Here is a 16451-nt window from a genome sequence, read left to right on the forward strand (position 1 = left end):
TGGGCAACCAGCAATCACAGAGCCAGGCAGGTGAAGGGCGATGACAAGCCGACCTGTCTGTGAAGGGGCGCCGAAAGGCGCCCTTTGTCGTTTCTGGCCTTACGACCAGCGCTTAAAAATCAGCGAAGTATTCACCCCGCCAAATGCAAAATTATTGTTCATCACATACCGATTGCTCATCTGCCGAAACTCGCCGCGCAGGTAGTCGAGTTTGCCGCAGTGCGGGTCGACTTCGTCGAGGTTGAAGGTGTGGGCGTAGAGGTCGCTGTTCATCATTTCGATGCTGAACCAGGACTCCAGCGCACCGCAGGCGCCGAGGGTGTGGCCGAGGAAGCTTTTTTGCGAGCTGATCGGCATGTGTTCGCCGAACAGGCTGCTGGTGGCCAGGGTTTCGGCGATGTCGCCCTGTTCGGTGGCGGTGCCGTGGCCGTTGACGTAGCCGATGTCCGACGGTTTCAGCCCGGCGTCTTCCAGGGCCAGTTCCATGGCCCGGCGCATGGTGACTTGTTCGGGACGGGTGGTGTGCTGGCCGTCGGCGTTGCTGCCGAAACCGACGATTTCGGCATGGATGTGGGCGCCACGGGCCAGGGCGTGTTCCAGTTCTTCGAGCACCAGCATGCCGCCGCCTTCGCCGATCACCAGGCCATCGCGTGCGCTGTCGTAAGGGCGCGGGCTGCGTTGTGGGGTGTCGTTTTTCAGGCTGGTGGCGTAGAGCGCGTCGAAGACCATGGCTTCGGTCGGGCACAGTTCTTCGGCGCCGCCGGCGAGCATCAGCGGCAGGCGGCCGAACTTGATGGCTTCGTAGGCATAGCCGATGCCCTGGCTGCCGCTGGTGCAGGCGCTGGAGGTCGGGATCAGGCGGCCGGTGAGGCCGAAGAAGATGCTGATATTGGCTGCGGTGGTGTGCGGCATCATGCGCACGTAGGAGTTGGCGTTCAGGCCTTCGGCCACCGAGTTGAGCAGCATGTTTCCGAACGCCTTGATCTCGTCGGTGCTGCCGGTGGAGGAGCCGCAGGCGACGCCCATGCGCCCGTCCTTGATCGACTCGTCGCCCAACAGGCCGGCGTCGGCCAGTGCCATTTCCGCTGCGCCCACAGCAAGCCGCGAAACCCGACCCATGCTGCGCAGTTGCTTGCGGGTCCAGTGGCTCGGCACCTTGAAGTCATCGATGGGGCCAGCCAGGCGTGTGTTGAGCTCGGTAAAGCGGTCCCACTCGTCCATCCGGCGGATGCCGCTGCGGTTGGCCGCGAAGTTGCCGGCGATGGTCTCCCAATCGCTGCCCAGCGAGGTGATGCCGGCCATGCCGGTGACGACGACGCGCTTCATCAGCACAGGCCTCCGTTGACGGCCAGAACCTGCCGGGTGATGTACGAGGCTTCCGCCGACATCAGGAAATTCACTGCGCCGGCCACCTCTTCAGGGGTGCCCATGCGTTGTGCGGGGATCATTTTCATCAGTTCTTCCACCGGCACGTTTTCGTCGAGCATGGCTGTGTCGATCAGGCCGGGTGCAACACAGTTAACGGTGATTTTGCGCTTGCCGAGCTCGATCGCCAATGCCTTGGCCGCGCCGATCAAACCGGCCTTGGAGGCGCTGTAGTTGACCTGGCCACGGTTGCCGATCAGCCCCGACACCGAAGTGATGCAAACAATCCGCCCGGCGGCGCGGCGCCTGATCATCGGCATCATCACCGGGTGCAGCACGTTGTAGAAACCGTCGAGGTTGGTGCGCATCACCACATCCCAATCGTCTTCGCTCAGGGCCGGGAAAGCACCGTCGCGGGTCAGCCCGGCATTGAGCACCACGCCGTAATAGGCGCCGTGGGTTTCCACGTCGGCTTCGAGAATTTCCTTGCAGCGGGCGCGGTCGGACACGTCGAACTGCAGGATGCGCGCACGACGGCCCAAGGCCTCGACTTCGGCCTTGACGGCTCCGGCGTCCGCCAGGCCGCTGCGGCAATGCAACACGATGTCGTGCCCGGCCTGGGCCAGGCGCAAGGCGATGGCGCGGCCGATGCCACGGCTGGAACCGGTGACCAGTACGGATTCAGTCATCACTGGACTCCTTCGGGTTCATGCAGATATTGAGCGGCCTGGGGTGGACGGTACACGTTCAGCCGAGCGCTGACGTGAATGCCGGGGGCGTTGATGTGGCATTCGAACACGCCCATGCCGTTGTCGTCTTCCAGGGAGCGAATGCCGTGGATGGTCAGCTCGGTGCCGGCCGGGAAGCTTTCAACGTTGCATTCGTACTTTCGGCTGCCGAGCAGGAAGCCCAGTTCCACCGCATCGCCGCGCTGACGCGCATGGCAGCCGGCGAAGGCGGCCACGCTCTGGGCCATCAGCTCGATGCCGACCCAGGCCGGCAGGCTGCCGTCGGGGAGATTGAACAGGCCATCGGGCTTGACGGTCAGGCGGGTGTGAATCTGCTCTTCATCGAACGCCAGGATCTGATCGATAAGGATCATGTCGCCGGCGTGGGGCAGCAGTTCGGCGAGCGGCCAGTCAATCATGGGGCGTCTCCGATAATCAGGCTGACGTTGTTGCCACCGAAGGCAAAGGAATTGCTCATCAGGAAGCGCGGTGCAATGGACGTCAGGCGCGTGGCCGGGGTCACCCATTGCAGCGGCGGCAGTTCGGGATCGGGCTGTCCGTCCCAGACGTGCGGCGGCAGGGCATGCTCTCGATTGTCCGGGCTCAGGCTCAACCAGCAGAACGCCGCTTCCAGCGCGCCGGCTGCACCGAGGGTGTGGCCGGTCATGGGTTTGCTCGACGAACAGGGCACGCCGGCCGGGAACAGCGTCGCCACGGCCTGGCTTTCCATGGCGTCGTTGTGCTGGGTGGCGGTGCCGTGCAGGTTCAGATAGGCGATCTGCTCCGGCTCCAGGTTGGCGCGGCCCAAGGCTTTGCGCATGGCCTGCAGGGCGCCACGGCCGCTCGGCTCCGGGGCGGAAATATGATGCGCATCGGAGCTGGCGCCACTGCCGAGCAAGGCAATCGGCTGGCTGTCGCCGGCATCTCTGGTCATCAGGAACAGCACCGCGGCTTCGCCAATGTTGATGCCGTTGCGGTTCACCGAAAACGGATTGCAGCGTTGTTCCGAGACCGCCTCCAGCGCCGAAAAACCGTTGAGGGTCAGCTTGCACAAGGTGTCGACACCGCCGCACAGCACCGCGTCGCAGATGCCCAGGTCCAACAGGCGCTGGGCGCTCATCAAGGCCCGGGCGCTGGAGGTGCAAGCCGTGGAAATGACGTAGGCCGGCCCGCTCAATTGCAGCCACTCGGCGAGGAAATTTGCCGGTGCACCGAGTTCCTGTTGCTGATAATCGTACTCAGGCGGGAACTGCTTTTCGCGCAGGTAATGCGCCAGGCCCTGGCTGGCTTCGTCGATGCCCGAGGTGCTGGTGCCCAGCACGACACCGATGCGATCGCGGCCGTAGGCCTGGATCGCGCTGTCGATGTCCGGGCGGATTTGCAGCGTGGCTGCCAGCAACAACTGATTGTTGCGACTGTGATGGCGCGACATCTCGGCCGCAAGGGTCGGCAGTTGGCCCTGGACCGCGCCGACCGGCAGCGAGCGTTGCGCCACCCACCCGGCCTGTTCGCGCATGCCGCCACAGTCGCCGGCAAACAGGTTGCGGGCAACCTCCTGCTTGTCGCGGCCCAACGCGCAGACCAATCCGAGGGCATTGAGGTAAGCCGTCATGGCGTTTCACCGCTCAGGGGCGTGACTTGGTAGGTCGGACCTTTTGCAATCTTCAATTCAAAGTTCTGCGGTTGTGCATAGCGAATGTCCCAGCGCTCGGGCAGGGATCGTTGATTGCCGTGCTGCCAGGCACCGGGATAGTTGGCCGCCAGTTCATCTTGCGGCGTCAGGGCAAACAGCAGCGCCGCGAACAGTTCGCGGGCTTGCGGATTGGGCGGCAGAAAGCCATCGGACTCCCAGGTTTTATCGATCAGTTTCTGGCGGGCCTTGGGAATGCCCAGCAGGTCCATCATCGACCAGCGAATAGCCGTCTCTTCACGCTGCACCACCAGCACCCAGTCCAGACGGTCGTCGGGCTGCAAGAGCTGGATGTGCAGTTGCAGCGGCAGCGGCAGATCAGGGGATTTCTCGGGCAACGGCGCCCGGCCGGCGCAGGCGCTCAGCAGCAGGGTTGCAGTGAGCAGGAGAAATCGCAGAGCACCGTCGCTCCTACAGGTATGGTGCTTCGAGCGACTGGGAATAAACATCACACAGTTCCTTCAAAAGGTTTGCGCGCCACCACATTGACCAGGGTTTCTTCCCGCTGGCCAAAGGGTTTTGGCTTGCACACACCCAAGCGTTCGAGCAGGCCGAAATCCTTGGCGCGACTCCACCACAGGTACGGATAAGACACGTTTTTCGCGGTAAATTCGAAACCCTGCCGGCGAATCATTTGCAGGTACTGCGCAGCGCTTTTCTGCACGTGCATGGGGTGACGGAACAACCAGCGGATCACCCAGGTATCAATGTAAGCCTCGGTGGATTCGGCGAACAGCAGATAACCGCCGGGCTTGAGCACGCGGTAGAACTCGGCCAGTGTCTGTTCCTGCTCCACCAGGTGATGGAAGGTCTGGTGACAGAACAGCAGGTCGATGCTGGCGTCCGGCAGCTTGATACTGGCGCAGTCGCTACCGATCAGCTCCACTTCCATGCCTTGGCGGGCCGCCTCTTCAGCGCTCACGGCCAGGCTCTGCGGGTCGGCATCGATGCCGATCAGGCGACCGGGCGCAAAGGCCTGGCGCAGCAGCGCGAATGACTTGCCCTGGCCGCAACCGGCATCCAGCAGCACCGGGCTGACAGGCAGCGCTTCGCTGAACAGGCTAGCCAAATCGTCGATTGCCAGCCGCAGCACATAGTGTTGCCAGATCCGGCTGCGCAGGAACCACAAGCCGAAACGGGTTTCTTCGACGTAGTGGTCGCTCAAGTCGTTCATGACGCATCCCTTGCGCAGAATTCCGATATTACTTTCAACCGACGCCGGGCTTCGCTGACGAACGGGTTGCTTGGGTCCCAGGCGTATCCGGCAAGGATGGAGCTGATCATTCCACGGATCTCCTTCGAGCTGCCCTCATGGAAGATCACGTCCTGGAAGGTCCCGGCGTACCAGCCTTCGACGTAGCAACGGAAGGTGTCGACGCCGCGCTTGAGCGGTTCGGCGAACTCGGTTTGCCAGTCGACGGCTTCGCCCTGCAACTGACGGTGCAGCACACCGGCGGCCATGCTCGCCGAGCGCATGGCAATGGTCACGCCCGAGGAGAACACCGGGTCGAGGAATTCCGCGGCATTGCCCAGCAGCGCGAAGCCCGGACCGTGCAGGGTTTTCACGTTGGCCGAGTAACCGCCGATGGTCCGGGCCTCGGTGTCCCACTGCGCATTTTGCAACACCCTGGCCAGGCTGGGCGTCTCGGCGATGAAGCCGCGCAGGCACTCGTCCAGATTGTCGCTGCGGCCGGCGAAACGCTCCTCGGCGGCGACCACGCCGACCGAGCAGCGCCCGTTGCTGAACGGGATGGTCCAGAACCACACGTCGCGCTGAGTCGGATGAGTGGTCACGAGGATCTTGCTGCGATCGAAACCCGGGTAGTCGATACGGTCTTCGACGTGAGTGAACACGGCCTGACGCACCGGGAAGTTCGACGGTGCCTCGAGGTCGAGCAAGCGTGGCAGTACGCGGCCGTAGCCACTGGCATCAAGGAGGAAACCGGCCTCGATGCGGTACTCGCTACCGTCTTCGCGGCGCACGCCGAGCTGCGGTTTTCCAGGTTCGATGTCGACACTGACGATGGTTTCGCCATAGCGGATCTCCACGCCTTGCAGCGTGGCCTGATCGGCCAGCAGCTTATCGAAATCGGCGCGCTGGACTTGAAAGGTCGTCGATTTGCCGTGGCTGAACGTTTCACCGAAATCGAAGGCGCTGTAGCGCTCGCCCCAGGCAAACGCGGCACCGGTTTTCAGCTGGAAGCCGGCTGCGTTGACGGCGTCGAGCATGCCCGCTTCTTCGACGAAATCCAGGCAGTGGGCCAACAGGCTTTCACCAATGGAAAAGCGTGGAAAGTGCTGGCGCTCGATCACCAGTACGTCGTGCCCCTTGCGCTTGAGCAACGCGGCGGCGATGGCACCGGAAGGACCGGCGCCGATGACCACGACCTGGCGAGATTCCATTTCAACGGTTGGCATGTGGGCTCCTTGCCTGGGCAGCGGTTTTCACGGGGATTCGGTGCATGCCGGCCAGGGCCGGCAGCAGTGTTGCAATCAGGCCCATCAGCATCAGCGCAAAGTACAGCGGCGGGCTGATCAGTTGCTGTTGCAGCAGCAGGTTGAGAAAAACGATCTCGCTCAAGCCGCGGATGTTCAGCAGCACGCTTTCCCGCCAGCGGCTGGCGCCAGTGAACGAGGCACCGGCCCAGCCGAGGCCGAGCCAGTTGCCCAGCAGTTTGCTCAGCATCGGCAACAGCAGCAGGGCCGCCAATTGCACCCAGCCGAGGCTGTCGATCGCGCTGTGTACGTTGATCTGCACGATGCCGAACGTGAGGATCAGCGGGATGGCGATGTACGTCTGCAAGCGGCTCATCCAGATGGCCGGCAACGGCAGCACCAGTGGAGCTTTCAACGCGGCCATGATCAACACATAACCGATGCCGAAAATCAGCGCATTGAGCTTGTAGTGCTCGGCGACCACCAGCAGGGCGAAAAAGCCCAGGCTGTACAGCCACGTCTGGCGCAGACCGAGCAGGCGCAGCAGCACCGGCAGGCAGGCGCCGGCCAACGGCAGCAACAGGCTGCTCAGGTGCAGGCTGCCCTGGGCGATGCCGAACAGGGTCCAGCAGGCGAGGTCGATGAGGATCGCGGTTTGCACCAGGCGCCGGGTGGCGGCGGGTGGGTAATCGATGTGCCGCAGGTACAGGTACAACACCGGAATTGCGGTGATGGCAAACAACAGGCCGACGGCCAGCGAGCTGATCCACGGTTGCGCCGGCAACAAGCAGACGGCCGTAGCGAGGCCGCAGGCAAACGGAATGCAGAAGCTGGGCAGGGCGATTTTCAGGCTCTGGCGATCCAGTTGCAGGTCGATCACATCGCTGAGGATGTAGCCCAGCAACAGGGCAAAGCTCAGGCTGTAGAGGTTCTTCAGCCAGCCCGGCGACACCAGCAACGCACCGCTCAATTGCCATTGCGGCTCGATCCAGAAATACATCAACAGCGGCAAGCCGAGGGTCGCCAGCAACAGCTGGCTGACAATGGGAATCAGGCCGAAATGCCGGCCGGCGCGGGTTGCCACGGCGAACAACGCCAGCGCCATCGCCCAGAACAGAACGACCATCATGCTGCCCGCTCCACGGCCGCAGGCTCGTGCACCTGGCGACCGGCCCACGGCGCGAGCAGGAAGCTGAAGATCAGGCCCAGGCTCACCGACAGCCCGAAGTTGCTCACCGCCGGGGTGCTCGACACCGCCAGCAGGCCGAACGACAGCCAGGTGGTCAATGCCGCCAGTAGGGTGCCGAGCAGGCTCACGGCCGCGCCGCCGACCTGTTCGCGCATCAGGATCGCGTAATCGACGCTGATCGCCGTCACCAGCAGCAGGCCGAACAGGCTGAACAGGGTCAATGGCTGCCCCAGCCAGCCGAGGCTGGCCAGGCTGCACAATGCCGCCAGCAGCGGCAGGAACACGATTCGCAACGCGCCGCCGAGGCCGAACGGCAGGATCAGCACCAGCACGATCAACACGCAAGAGGCGAGTTTCAGTTCGGCGGCACTGATTTGGGTGGCCGCGAAGACGTTGTTCAACTCGCCCAGTCGATCGACCAGTGTCACGCCAGGCAAATCCTCACCCTGGAGCCGCAGCAGGGACGGGTTGTTGATGCCTTGCAGGCTGACCATCGCCGCCACGCCGTCATCGGCCGGCCCCAGCCACAGAGGCCGATAGGGCTCTGCCAAGGGGCCGCCGAGCGCTGCGTCGATGTCAACGGTCGGCAGTGCCTGCAGCTTCGTCAGCTCGGCTTGCAGCGCCTCGGCCGGTACGCCGATGTCGAGCAACGGTTGCCAGAAAGATGGCAGTTTGTTCAACGCTGCGCGCACCTGCTGCTGTTCGCTCGGCGAGCTGACCAACTGATTGAGTGACAGATAACCCTGGAGCTTTTCCAGGCCGATCAATTGATCCAGTCGCTCGCTCAGGGCTGTCTGGCGTTCGAGTAGTTGCTGCTGGTTGGCAGCGCGTATCAGGAAGAACTGGCTGGTGGGTTGATAGCCGGTGATGCGGGCAATGGCCTGGGCTTCGTCGGTCAATTGTTGTGGCGCGCTGATCCACTGGCGGATGTCGTTTTTGCTATCGAGCTGTAACAGGCCACCTACGCAAAAGGCGATCAGCAGTGCCAGCAGCACCGGCGTTTTCACCTGTTTGATCAGCGCGTCACGACAGCCCAGTAAAAACTCGGACACCTGCAATGGCCATTGCGCCGGGCGCAGGTCTACACCCTTGAGCAAGGCCGGCAGCAGGCACACGGCGGACAGATAGGCACCGAGCAAACCGGCGGCAGAGAACGCGGCAATCTGCGTCAGCGCCGGGAAGGGTGTCCAGGCCAGGGCCAGATAACCGATGGCGCTGGTGATCAGGCTCAGGGTCAGGCCGGGCAGGGTCAGGCGCAGGGCCGGCCAGCTGTGCCAGGGTTTCAGGCTCCAGCTCTTGGACAGGTAGTGCAGGGGGTAGTCGACCGCGACACCGATCAGGCTCGAGCCCAGCACCAGCGTCATCACGTGCATATGGCCGAACAACGCCACGCAGGCCACCGCTCCGAAGAGCATCCCGACCAGTACCGGCACGAACGCCAGCAAGACACGCCAGCGCCGGAAGGCCAACAGCAGCAGCAACAGAATGCCAACGGTGGCACCACCACCGACCCAAGTCATTTCCCGGGTGGCCTGCTGCTGCCCGTTGGCTGCGTACAGCAAGCCGCTGGCAGCGAGCAGTTGCACCTCGTGCCGGGCAGTCTCTTCGCGGCTGTGCTTGAGCAGGTCGGCCACTTGCAGCGGCAGGTTCATGTCGAAGGCGTTGCCGGTGGTGCGCGCGCGCAGCAGCACCCAGCTCTTGCCGTCGGCGTCGGCGATCAGGGCGCCGCTGCCGATGTCCAGTTGCACCGAACCGCGTTGCGGCTGACTGTTCTGGATACGCCCGGTCAGGCCCAGCCAGTCGTCCTGGCTCGGCACCAGGCTGTAACCGTTGAACGGGTCGAACAAGGCCTGCACCCGTTGTTGGATGAAGGTGTCGGGGTGTTCGATCAGCAGTTTCCGGTCTGCCGCCTGGAGCATCGCCAGGCGACCTTGCAGCAATTGCGTGCGCAGCGCCGGCAAGTCGGCTTGGAGGGTCCACTGGACCTTTTCGAACAGCCCGCTGGCTTGCCATTGCTCGCCGAGTGTCTGGGCCATGGCGACGGCCTGCTGGCGATCGGTGTGGCCGACCAGCACCAGCATTTCGCGATTCAGCGGCTCTTGCATGCGTTGTTCGGCGCGCAGTTCCAGGGCATCGGGGGCCGTGCCGGGCACCAGTTCCATCAGGTTGGCCGACAGTGGTGCACCATCACGCCATTGCCAGCCCGCGAGCGCCAGTACTGCCAGCAGCAGGAGCAGAAACAGGCGCGGCATCCACCGTTCACTCGGCAAAGTCATGTTGCTCCGCGTCGCTCAACGGTTGGCTGTCGGTGCTGTCCTGCATGCGCAGCAAGGTACTGTCACCCTGGGTTTCGAGCAGTTCGATGCTCTGCACCAGTCCAGCGCCGGTAATGTTGATCTGGTTGAACACCTGCTTGAGCAACATCGAGCGCGGCACCAGCGTGAGCTTCCAGTTCTGTGCGTCGCCGCTCAGGGACAACTCGAAATCCCGTTGCAGGCCACTGCTGTCGCCTTGCAGCACGGCGAGGAACAAGCGGTTCTGCTCGGCACCGGCACTTTTGCCCGGCAGCATTTGCCAGACACTGCCGTCACGCCGGGCAATGCCTTTGGCGGTGATGCGGTAGTCCTGTTGCAACGGCGACTTCAGCAGCCACAACAGGCCGTGGTTTTTCGCCAGCACGAACGTGCCCTTGCTGGTCAGCGGCTGGGGCAGGGCGCGCAGGTGTTTTTCCTGGGTGAAGTTGCCGTGGACCACCTCGGGCTTGGCAAGTTGATCGCTGAGCTGTTGCAGATCGAAGGCGCTGGCCAGCCCTGGAATACCCAGCAGCACGCAAAACACTGTAGGAGCGAGCTTGCTCGCGAAAAACCTGAGGGCGCTGCGGGGTGTCAGGTGCCCAGTGTCATCGTTAACGACCATCGCGGGCAAGCCCGCTCCTACAGGGGAACGGGACATCATGGCAGGGCCCTCTCGACAGCGTCGGTGAAGACCTTCGGCGAGGCCAGTTGCATCTCGCGGCTGGTGAGGTCGACGGCGACCTGTACCGTCATGGCCCGGGTCAGGCGTTCACCGGTTTGCAGATCGCTGATCAGGTAGTTGATCTTCAAGCGGTTCTCCCACTCCACCAGGTTGGCGCGCACGTTGAGTTTTTGACCGAACACCGCGCCGCGCACGTAGCGCAATTGCAGGTCGATCACCGGCCACGCGTAGCCTGACTCGTTCATCGCCGTGTAGTTGTGGCCGATCCTGTCCAGCAGCGCACAGCGGGCGACTTCCAGGTATTTGACGTAATGGCCGTGCCAGACCACGTGCATGCTGTCGACGTCAAAGAAGGGGACGACGATTTCCGTGTCGGTATGCAGGAATCCCTTGCTACGCATGCAGCCTCCAGTGTTGTTCGGCGATGCGTTGCAGGCACAGGCGCAACTCGCCTTCCAGAGCGCGGTCTTCGATGACCGGCGGGAAGTCCCTGGCCAAGGCTTCGTGCATGTCGGCCAGTGCGGGTGGCAATGCTCGTGCATCTTCCGCCTGACCGCGCAGCCAGACACCCTGATTGGCCGCCAGCAAGGTGGCGGCCGCCACTTGTTCGGTGAGCTCCAGTACGCGAATCGCATCTCGCGCGGCGATGGTGCCCATGCTGACTTTGTCCTGGTTGTGGCATTCGGTAGAGCGTGAAAAAACGCTGGCCGGCATGGTGTTCTTCAGCGCTTCGGCGGTCCAGGCGCTGGTGCCGATCTGCACGGCCTTGAAGCCGTGATTGAGCATGGCGCGCTCAGCCGTGGCGCCGGACAGATTGCTCGGCAAGCCATGGTTATAGCGCTCATCCACCAGCAGCGCGAGTTGCCGGTCGAGCAGGTCGGCGACATTGGCCACGAGGTTTTTCAGGCTGTCCATGGCGAACGCGATGTGGCCGCCGTAGAAGTGCCCGCCGTGCAGCACGCGCTCGGCCTCGGCGTCGATGATCGGGTTGTCGTTGGCGCTGTTGAGCTCGATCTCGATGAACGAGCGCAGCCAGTTCAGGCTGTCGGCCAGCACGCCCAGCACATGGGGCGCGCAGCGCAGGGAATAGCGGTCTTGCAGGCGATGCAAGGGCGCGGTCGGGGCGTCGATGGCCAGGTCCTTGCGCAACCACGCGGCGACCTGCATCTGCCCCGGGTGTGGCTTGGCGGCGAACAGGCGCTCGTCGAAGTGCTCCGGGTTGCCTTGCAGGGCGACCACGTTCAGCGCGGTGATGCGCGTGGCCAGTTGCAGCAGGTAATCGGCGCGGGCATAGGCCAGGCAGGCCAGGCCGGTCATCACGGCGGTGCCGTTCATCAGTGCCAGGGCTTCTTTCGGACGCAACACCAGCGGCTGCCAACCGAGTTCGCGGTGTACATCGGCAGCCTGCCGGCGCTCGCCGCGGAACATCACTTCGCGCTCGCCGGACAGCGTGGCGGCCACGTACGAAAGCGGCGTCAGGTCCCCGCTGGCACCCACCGAACCCTCCTCCGGGATCAGCGGCAGGATGTCGTGCTCGAGGAACGCTTGCAGGCGCTCCAGCAGCTCAACGCGCACCCCGGAAACGCCGTGGCACAGCGACTGCAAACGCGCCGCGAGCACCGCGCGGGTGGCCTGGGGGTCGAGCAGTTTGCCCAGGCCACAGCCGTGGAAGGTGTACAGATGACGGGGCAGCGCCTCGACGTGATGCAGCGGCACAGCCACTACGCAGGAATCGCCGTAACCGGTGGTCACGCCGTAGATCACGCCTTCCTTGTCCAGCAGCGAGTCGAGAAAACGCGCGCCCTTGGCGATGCGCTCGCGGTAGGCGGGATCGCTTTGCAACTGCGTCGGCACCTTGCGGTTGGCCAGTGCCAGCACGTCTTCAATGCGCAAAGGGCGTTCGCCGAAGGTTACCGGCTCAAGCGTTGGCGTCGTCATCGGTCTTCCAGAAAGGGTAAAAGTTGAACCATTGTCGGGGTGCTTCGAGGCAATAGTGACCCAAGCGTTCGGCGTAGCGGGAGGCCCACTGATGAATGACCTGTTCGCGGTCGCTGCGCTTCCAGGTGATGGCGTCAGCGAAGGGCTCAATGGTCAGTCGATAGTCGCCGTCGGGCTTTTTCAGGCACAGCAGCAGGTTGACCGGGCATTTCAGCAGGCCGGCCAGCAGCCACGGGCCCTGGGGGAACCTGGCCGGATGACCGAGGAAGTCCACGGTCGCGCAGCGTCCGCCATGCAGCGGCACGCGGTCACCGGCAATCGCCAGCCACTCGCCGCGCTCCAGGCGCTCGCTCAGTTGCAGCATGATCCCGGGGTCGAGTTCGCTGACCTGGACCAGGCGCAGGTTGGTCGCCCCGGCTTCGCCCAGCAAGCGGTTGAACTGTTCGGCGTGCTTGGTGTGCACCAGCACGTTCATCGTGACCTTCTCACCGATTTCCGCGAGTGCGCGGCAGACTTCCAGATTGCCCAGGTGAGCGCCCACCAGCATCTGCCCGCGGGCACCGCGCAACTGGTCGCGCAGCAGCGCCGGGTCGATGATTTCGATTTGTTCGATGCTCAGCTTGCCGTTCCACACGTCGAGTTTGTCGAGCATGGAATCGGCGAAAGCCATGAACTGGCTGAACACCCGCCAATGGCTGGGGCGCAGTTCGCTGCGACCGCTCCAGTCGGCCAGGCGTTGCTGGTATTGCCAGGCACTGTGTCGGGCGCTGCGGCCGAACAGGAAAAAGTACAGGACGATACCGTACAGCAACGGGCTCAGTACGCGACGACCGAGCACTTTGGCGCCGAACGCAGTGAGCTTCATCAGCCAGAAACTGCCCCGTTCTTCACGGTCGGCCCAGTGCTGCTTGTCGGTGCGGCTCATGCCCGCCACCGTCGCCAGAGGATCATGGGCGAGCGCAGCAACATGCCGAAGAACAGCCGCGTGTGCATGCTGGAAATCAGCACGTTGTCGTGGAACATCCGAAAATGCGAAACGCCGTCCAGCGGGTAATGGACCTTGGTTTGCAGCCACAACATCGGCTGATTACGCCAGGCCAGGCGCACCAGGATGTCCGAATCGAAGTCCATGCGCTTGCCGATTTTCGCGGACTCGATCAACGCCAGAACCGGTGACAAGGGGTAAATCCGGAAACCGCACATGGAGTCGCGAATCTGCAACGACAGGGTGTTGATCCAGACCATGACGTGGGTCAGGTAGCGCGCATACAAACGGCCTTTCGGCACGCTGGCGTCGTATTGCGGATAACCGCAGATCACCGCCCCGGGGTGGCGGCGTGAGTGTTCGATGAAGCGTTTGACGTCCTGCAGATCGTGCTGGCCATCGGCGTCCACCTGCAAGGCATGACTGAAGCCCAGGCGCGAAGCTTCGCGCAAGCCGGTCATGACCGCGCCACCCTTGCCCTGGTTTTCGGCCAGGCGGATCAGGTACACCATGTCACGTTGGGCCAGGCGATCGAGCACCCGGGCGCAGCGCGGGCTGCTGGCATCGTCGACCAGGATGCATGGCAGGTTGCTGCCGATCAGCGCGTCGACCACCGTGGTGATGGCGTCTTCGTGGTTATACACCGGGACGATGGCGCAGGGGTTATGCATGCGCCGCCTCCAGCAAGATCCGCCCGCTGGAGCAGGTGGCGGTTTCGTTGCGATAGGCGAAATACAATTTGCCGCGCACCGCATCGAAGCGCAGGTGCAGCTGGATCTCATCGCCCGGGCGCACCAGTTGCTGGAACTTCAAGACTTCCATGCCGGCGAATTTTTCCGGCAGGTTCATCAGTTGCCGGCCCAGGCCCAGCGCCCAGTCCACCTGCACCACGCCAGGCAACACCGGCGCCTTGGGAAAGTGCCCGCTGAAATAGGCCAGGTCCGGTGGCACGGCCAGTTGCAGGCTCCACTCGCCATCGCTTTCGACTTGCTCCAGTACTTCAGGCGCTTTCGGACGCGGCGCCAGCAACAGGGCGTCGACCTCGGCCTGGGGCAGTTTGCCCTGGGCGTTCAGCGGCAGGTGTCGCAGCAGGCGCCAGCGTCTTGGCAGGGCCAGGGCTTCGCAGTGTTGGCTCAGGTGTTGGCGCAATTGCTCGGTGAGGCTGCGGCGGCCCAGATTGCGCAGCGCATGCAATCCGGTTTCGCTCAGCACCAGCAACGCCCCCAGGGAAGCGCGGTTTTCCTTGACCACGCCGAGACGTGCTTCGCTGACCCATTCATGGGCCGTCAGCGCCTGTTCCAGCATCGGCAGCGAGATACGTTTTTCTTCCAGCTTGACGATGCGGTCCAGCCGCCCGAGCAATTCGAAGCGACCATCGACGGCGATGCGCGCTGAGTCGGCAGTCTGTTCGACATGACCGTCAGGCAAATAGGACGAAGCGATCAGCAGCGCACCATCGCTGTCTTGGGTCAGCGTGACATCGGCAAAGGGCTGCCAGAGTCCGGCGCCCTGACGCCAGGCGATGCCACCGGTTTCCGAGCTGCCGAAAATTTCCGTTGGCCATTGCCCCAGACGCTCATGCAGGCTCTGTGCGGCCTCGACCGGCAATGCGCCGCCGGAGGAAAACACCTGGCGTACGGCGCTCAAGGCAGGCCAGTCGAGGTTGTCGCCCATGCGCTTGAGCAGTGCCGGGCTGGCCACCCAGGCGAAGGCCGGGTGTTCGCGGCTGGCGCGTTGCAGATCCTCCGGGAAGGCCAGTTGCCGACGTACGAACGGGCGCCCTGCGCACAGCGGCCACAGCACGCGAAACAGCAGGCCGTAGATGTGCTGGGTGGCGACGCTGCCAATGATGCATGCCGGGCCCAGATCAGTGCCCCATAGCTGTTCCAGCGCTTCGACTTCATTGGCCAGTTGCCGCAGGTTTTTTTCGATACGCTTGGGCTCGCCGCTGGAGCCGGATGTGCACAGGCTCAAACGACACTGATCCAGGTCCAGCGCCGCGGCATTGAGCGGCGGCTGTTGGAAACCGCCAAGGTGTGTGTCGCCGGGCTGATCAGTCAGCCACAGGTCGACGTCATTCGACCAGCGTTGACGAGTCTGCGGCTGCAAGTCCGAAGGCAGCAGCACGCTGACCCCGGCACGCCAGGCGCCAAGCAAGGCGACCGCCAGTTCGGCGGCATCTTCCAGGTGCACGGCCATCTGCCGTACCCCCAGGGCTTTCAGGCCGGCAGCCAGCCTTAGCGCCTGTTCGCACAGCCGGGCGTGATCCAGCGCCGGAGCGGTGGTTACGGCGCGGTCCGGCTGAGCCTTGAGCAGCAGGTGCTCAAGTTTTATCCAATTCATGGGTGGCCTCGTACCCTTAGTCGTATCAGCCATTCAATGGCAAACATCAGGCCTATCAATCCGTAGGAAATCAGGCCGGTGTACAGCGTCCACCAGCTCAGCGGCGCCCAGACGGTCAGGGCAGCGGCACACAAACCGTTGCAGAGAAAAAACACACTCCAGGCGATGGTCACCTGACGGGTATAACGAATGCCCTCGGCCGGCAATTGCGGTTCGCGCACCCGGGCCAGGCGTTCAACGATCGGGGGGCCGAACAACAGGCTCGATCCGAACAGCACCAGCATGAAGCCGCTGATCAACACCGGATACCAGCGCAACAGCGCCGGGCTGTCGAACAGTGCCAGCAACAGGCAGAACACCATGGCCGCCACCGCCATCCACAGGCTGCCGGGGCGTCGTTGGCCAGTCAGCGCCCGGGCCAGCCACAGTCCGCCCAGCAGCAGGCCGAACTGCCATGGGGCGAAATGCTCCATGCCGAAATACACCGCAAAGGGATACAGAAGGCCCGCCAGCAGCAGGCCGAGGCCAATCAGTCGACTCATGCGGCCGGTTGAACCAGACGGTAGACCGCCTCGACCACGTCACTGACGGTACGTACCGATTTGAATTCTTCGGCGGCGATTTTCTTGCCGGTCTGGCGTTTGATGTGGTCAATCAGGTCGACGGCATCGATGCTGTCGATTTCCAGGTCCTGATACAGGTTGGATTCCAGGCTCACACGCTCGGGGTCCAGTTCGAAGAGTTCGACCAGGGCATCGCGCAGGGTGTTGAAAATGTCGTCACGAGTTTGCATGGTCCGGT

The 16451-nt window shown here is 63.5% G+C and carries 17 protein-coding genes; all 17 read right to left on the reverse strand.

The window, feature by feature from the left end; genetic code table 11:
- Positions 1-99: 99 nt before the first annotated feature.
- Genes AB4O16_RS18480 through AB4O16_RS18560 form a run of 17 tightly spaced genes read right to left on the reverse strand, consistent with a single transcriptional unit; the run spans position 100 to position 16443 of the window.
- Complete coding sequence (locus AB4O16_RS18480; protein WP_460155500.1) at positions 100-1326, reverse strand: beta-ketoacyl-ACP synthase; 1227 nt, start codon at positions 1324-1326, stop codon at positions 100-102.
- Complete coding sequence (gene fabG / locus AB4O16_RS18485) at positions 1326-2054, reverse strand: 3-oxoacyl-ACP reductase FabG (protein WP_460155501.1); 729 nt, start codon at positions 2052-2054, stop codon at positions 1326-1328. Before fabG ends, AB4O16_RS18480 begins: the two co-directional genes overlap by 1 nt.
- Positions 2054-2512: a hotdog family protein gene (locus AB4O16_RS18490; protein ID WP_160390603.1), complete on the reverse strand. Its 459-nt coding sequence runs from the start codon at positions 2510-2512 to the stop codon at positions 2054-2056. Before AB4O16_RS18490 ends, fabG begins: the two co-directional genes overlap by 1 nt.
- The gene (locus tag AB4O16_RS18495) at positions 2509-3705 is read right to left on the reverse strand and encodes a beta-ketoacyl-[acyl-carrier-protein] synthase family protein (RefSeq protein WP_460155502.1); all 1197 of its coding nucleotides are present in this window, start codon (positions 3703-3705) and stop codon (positions 2509-2511) included. The genes AB4O16_RS18490 and AB4O16_RS18495 overlap by 4 nt, the downstream gene beginning before the upstream one ends.
- Positions 3702-4232 carry a hypothetical protein gene (locus AB4O16_RS18500; RefSeq protein WP_460155503.1) on the reverse strand — a complete coding sequence of 177 codons (531 nt, stop codon included), beginning with the start codon at positions 4230-4232 and terminating at the stop codon, positions 3702-3704. The genes AB4O16_RS18495 and AB4O16_RS18500 overlap by 4 nt, the downstream gene beginning before the upstream one ends.
- Entirely contained in the window at positions 4232-4957 is a 726-nt protein-coding gene (locus AB4O16_RS18505; protein ID WP_160390600.1) for a class I SAM-dependent methyltransferase, read from the reverse strand. Before AB4O16_RS18505 ends, AB4O16_RS18500 begins: the two co-directional genes overlap by 1 nt.
- The gene (locus AB4O16_RS18510) at positions 4954-6201 is read right to left on the reverse strand and encodes an NAD(P)/FAD-dependent oxidoreductase (protein ID WP_460155504.1); all 1248 of its coding nucleotides are present in this window, start codon (positions 6199-6201) and stop codon (positions 4954-4956) included. The genes AB4O16_RS18505 and AB4O16_RS18510 overlap by 4 nt, the downstream gene beginning before the upstream one ends.
- Positions 6188-7348 carry a sodium:proton antiporter gene (locus AB4O16_RS18515; protein WP_256678375.1) on the reverse strand — a complete coding sequence of 387 codons (1161 nt, stop codon included), beginning with the start codon at positions 7346-7348 and terminating at the stop codon, positions 6188-6190. Before AB4O16_RS18515 ends, AB4O16_RS18510 begins: the two co-directional genes overlap by 14 nt.
- A complete protein-coding gene (locus AB4O16_RS18520; protein ID WP_460155505.1) occupies positions 7345-9684 on the reverse strand; it encodes an MMPL family transporter in 2340 nt (779 codons plus the stop codon). The genes AB4O16_RS18515 and AB4O16_RS18520 overlap by 4 nt, the downstream gene beginning before the upstream one ends.
- Positions 9668-10360 (reverse strand): outer membrane lipoprotein carrier protein LolA, encoded by a 693-nt coding sequence (locus AB4O16_RS18525; protein ID WP_460158072.1) that lies wholly within the window; start codon positions 10358-10360, stop codon positions 9668-9670. Before AB4O16_RS18525 ends, AB4O16_RS18520 begins: the two co-directional genes overlap by 17 nt.
- Complete coding sequence (locus AB4O16_RS18530) at positions 10360-10785, reverse strand: acyl-CoA thioesterase (RefSeq protein ID WP_160390596.1); 426 nt, start codon at positions 10783-10785, stop codon at positions 10360-10362. Before AB4O16_RS18530 ends, AB4O16_RS18525 begins: the two co-directional genes overlap by 1 nt.
- The gene (locus tag AB4O16_RS18535) at positions 10778-12322 is read right to left on the reverse strand and encodes an HAL/PAL/TAL family ammonia-lyase (protein WP_160390595.1); all 1545 of its coding nucleotides are present in this window, start codon (positions 12320-12322) and stop codon (positions 10778-10780) included. The genes AB4O16_RS18530 and AB4O16_RS18535 overlap by 8 nt, the downstream gene beginning before the upstream one ends.
- The gene (locus tag AB4O16_RS18540; RefSeq protein WP_160390594.1) at positions 12303-13247 is read right to left on the reverse strand and encodes an LpxL/LpxP family acyltransferase; all 945 of its coding nucleotides are present in this window, start codon (positions 13245-13247) and stop codon (positions 12303-12305) included. The genes AB4O16_RS18535 and AB4O16_RS18540 overlap by 20 nt, the downstream gene beginning before the upstream one ends.
- Positions 13244-13978: a glycosyltransferase family 2 protein gene (locus AB4O16_RS18545; protein ID WP_460155506.1), complete on the reverse strand. Its 735-nt coding sequence runs from the start codon at positions 13976-13978 to the stop codon at positions 13244-13246. Before AB4O16_RS18545 ends, AB4O16_RS18540 begins: the two co-directional genes overlap by 4 nt.
- Positions 13971-15650 (reverse strand): AMP-binding protein, encoded by a 1680-nt coding sequence (locus tag AB4O16_RS18550; protein WP_460155507.1) that lies wholly within the window; start codon positions 15648-15650, stop codon positions 13971-13973. The genes AB4O16_RS18545 and AB4O16_RS18550 overlap by 8 nt, the downstream gene beginning before the upstream one ends.
- A complete protein-coding gene (locus AB4O16_RS18555) occupies positions 15647-16192 on the reverse strand; it encodes a COG4648 family protein (RefSeq protein WP_160390591.1) in 546 nt (181 codons plus the stop codon). Before AB4O16_RS18555 ends, AB4O16_RS18550 begins: the two co-directional genes overlap by 4 nt.
- On the reverse strand, positions 16189-16443 hold the full coding sequence (locus tag AB4O16_RS18560) for an acyl carrier protein (protein WP_007992314.1): 255 nt from the start codon (positions 16441-16443) through the stop codon (positions 16189-16191). Before AB4O16_RS18560 ends, AB4O16_RS18555 begins: the two co-directional genes overlap by 4 nt.
- Positions 16444-16451 lie beyond the last annotated feature (8 nt).

Source organism: Pseudomonas sp. S2_H10 (assembly GCF_054668285.1).

Bases quoted from the DNA above. Each gene is read 5' to 3' on its own strand.
- AB4O16_RS18480 (WP_460155500.1), bottom strand. From the start codon at position 1,326: ATGAAGCGCGTCGTCGTCACCGGCATGGCCGGCATCACCTCGCTGGGC.
- fabG (WP_460155501.1), bottom strand. From the start codon at position 2,054: ATGACTGAATCCGTACTGGTCACCGGTTCCAGCCGTGGCATCGGCCGC.
- AB4O16_RS18490 (WP_160390603.1), bottom strand. From the start codon at position 2,512: ATGATTGACTGGCCGCTCGCCGAACTGCTGCCCCACGCCGGCGACATG.
- AB4O16_RS18495 (WP_460155502.1), bottom strand. From the start codon at position 3,705: ATGACGGCTTACCTCAATGCCCTCGGATTGGTCTGCGCGTTGGGCCGC.
- AB4O16_RS18500 (WP_460155503.1), bottom strand. From the start codon at position 4,232: ATGTTTATTCCCAGTCGCTCGAAGCACCATACCTGTAGGAGCGACGGT.
- AB4O16_RS18505 (WP_160390600.1), bottom strand. From the start codon at position 4,957: ATGAACGACTTGAGCGACCACTACGTCGAAGAAACCCGTTTCGGCTTG.
- AB4O16_RS18510 (WP_460155504.1), bottom strand. From the start codon at position 6,201: ATGCCAACCGTTGAAATGGAATCTCGCCAGGTCGTGGTCATCGGCGCC.
- AB4O16_RS18515 (WP_256678375.1), bottom strand. From the start codon at position 7,348: ATGATGGTCGTTCTGTTCTGGGCGATGGCGCTGGCGTTGTTCGCCGTG.
- AB4O16_RS18520 (WP_460155505.1), bottom strand. From the start codon at position 9,684: ATGACTTTGCCGAGTGAACGGTGGATGCCGCGCCTGTTTCTGCTCCTG.
- AB4O16_RS18525 (WP_460158072.1), bottom strand. From the start codon at position 10,360: ATGTCCCGTTCCCCTGTAGGAGCGGGCTTGCCCGCGATGGTCGTTAAC.
- AB4O16_RS18530 (WP_160390596.1), bottom strand. From the start codon at position 10,785: ATGCGTAGCAAGGGATTCCTGCATACCGACACGGAAATCGTCGTCCCC.
- AB4O16_RS18535 (WP_160390595.1), bottom strand. From the start codon at position 12,322: ATGACGACGCCAACGCTTGAGCCGGTAACCTTCGGCGAACGCCCTTTG.
- AB4O16_RS18540 (WP_160390594.1), bottom strand. From the start codon at position 13,247: ATGAGCCGCACCGACAAGCAGCACTGGGCCGACCGTGAAGAACGGGGC.
- AB4O16_RS18545 (WP_460155506.1), bottom strand. From the start codon at position 13,978: ATGCATAACCCCTGCGCCATCGTCCCGGTGTATAACCACGAAGACGCC.
- AB4O16_RS18550 (WP_460155507.1), bottom strand. From the start codon at position 15,650: ATGAATTGGATAAAACTTGAGCACCTGCTGCTCAAGGCTCAGCCGGAC.
- AB4O16_RS18555 (WP_160390591.1), bottom strand. From the start codon at position 16,192: ATGAGTCGACTGATTGGCCTCGGCCTGCTGCTGGCGGGCCTTCTGTAT.
- AB4O16_RS18560 (WP_007992314.1), bottom strand. From the start codon at position 16,443: ATGCAAACTCGTGACGACATTTTCAACACCCTGCGCGATGCCCTGGTC.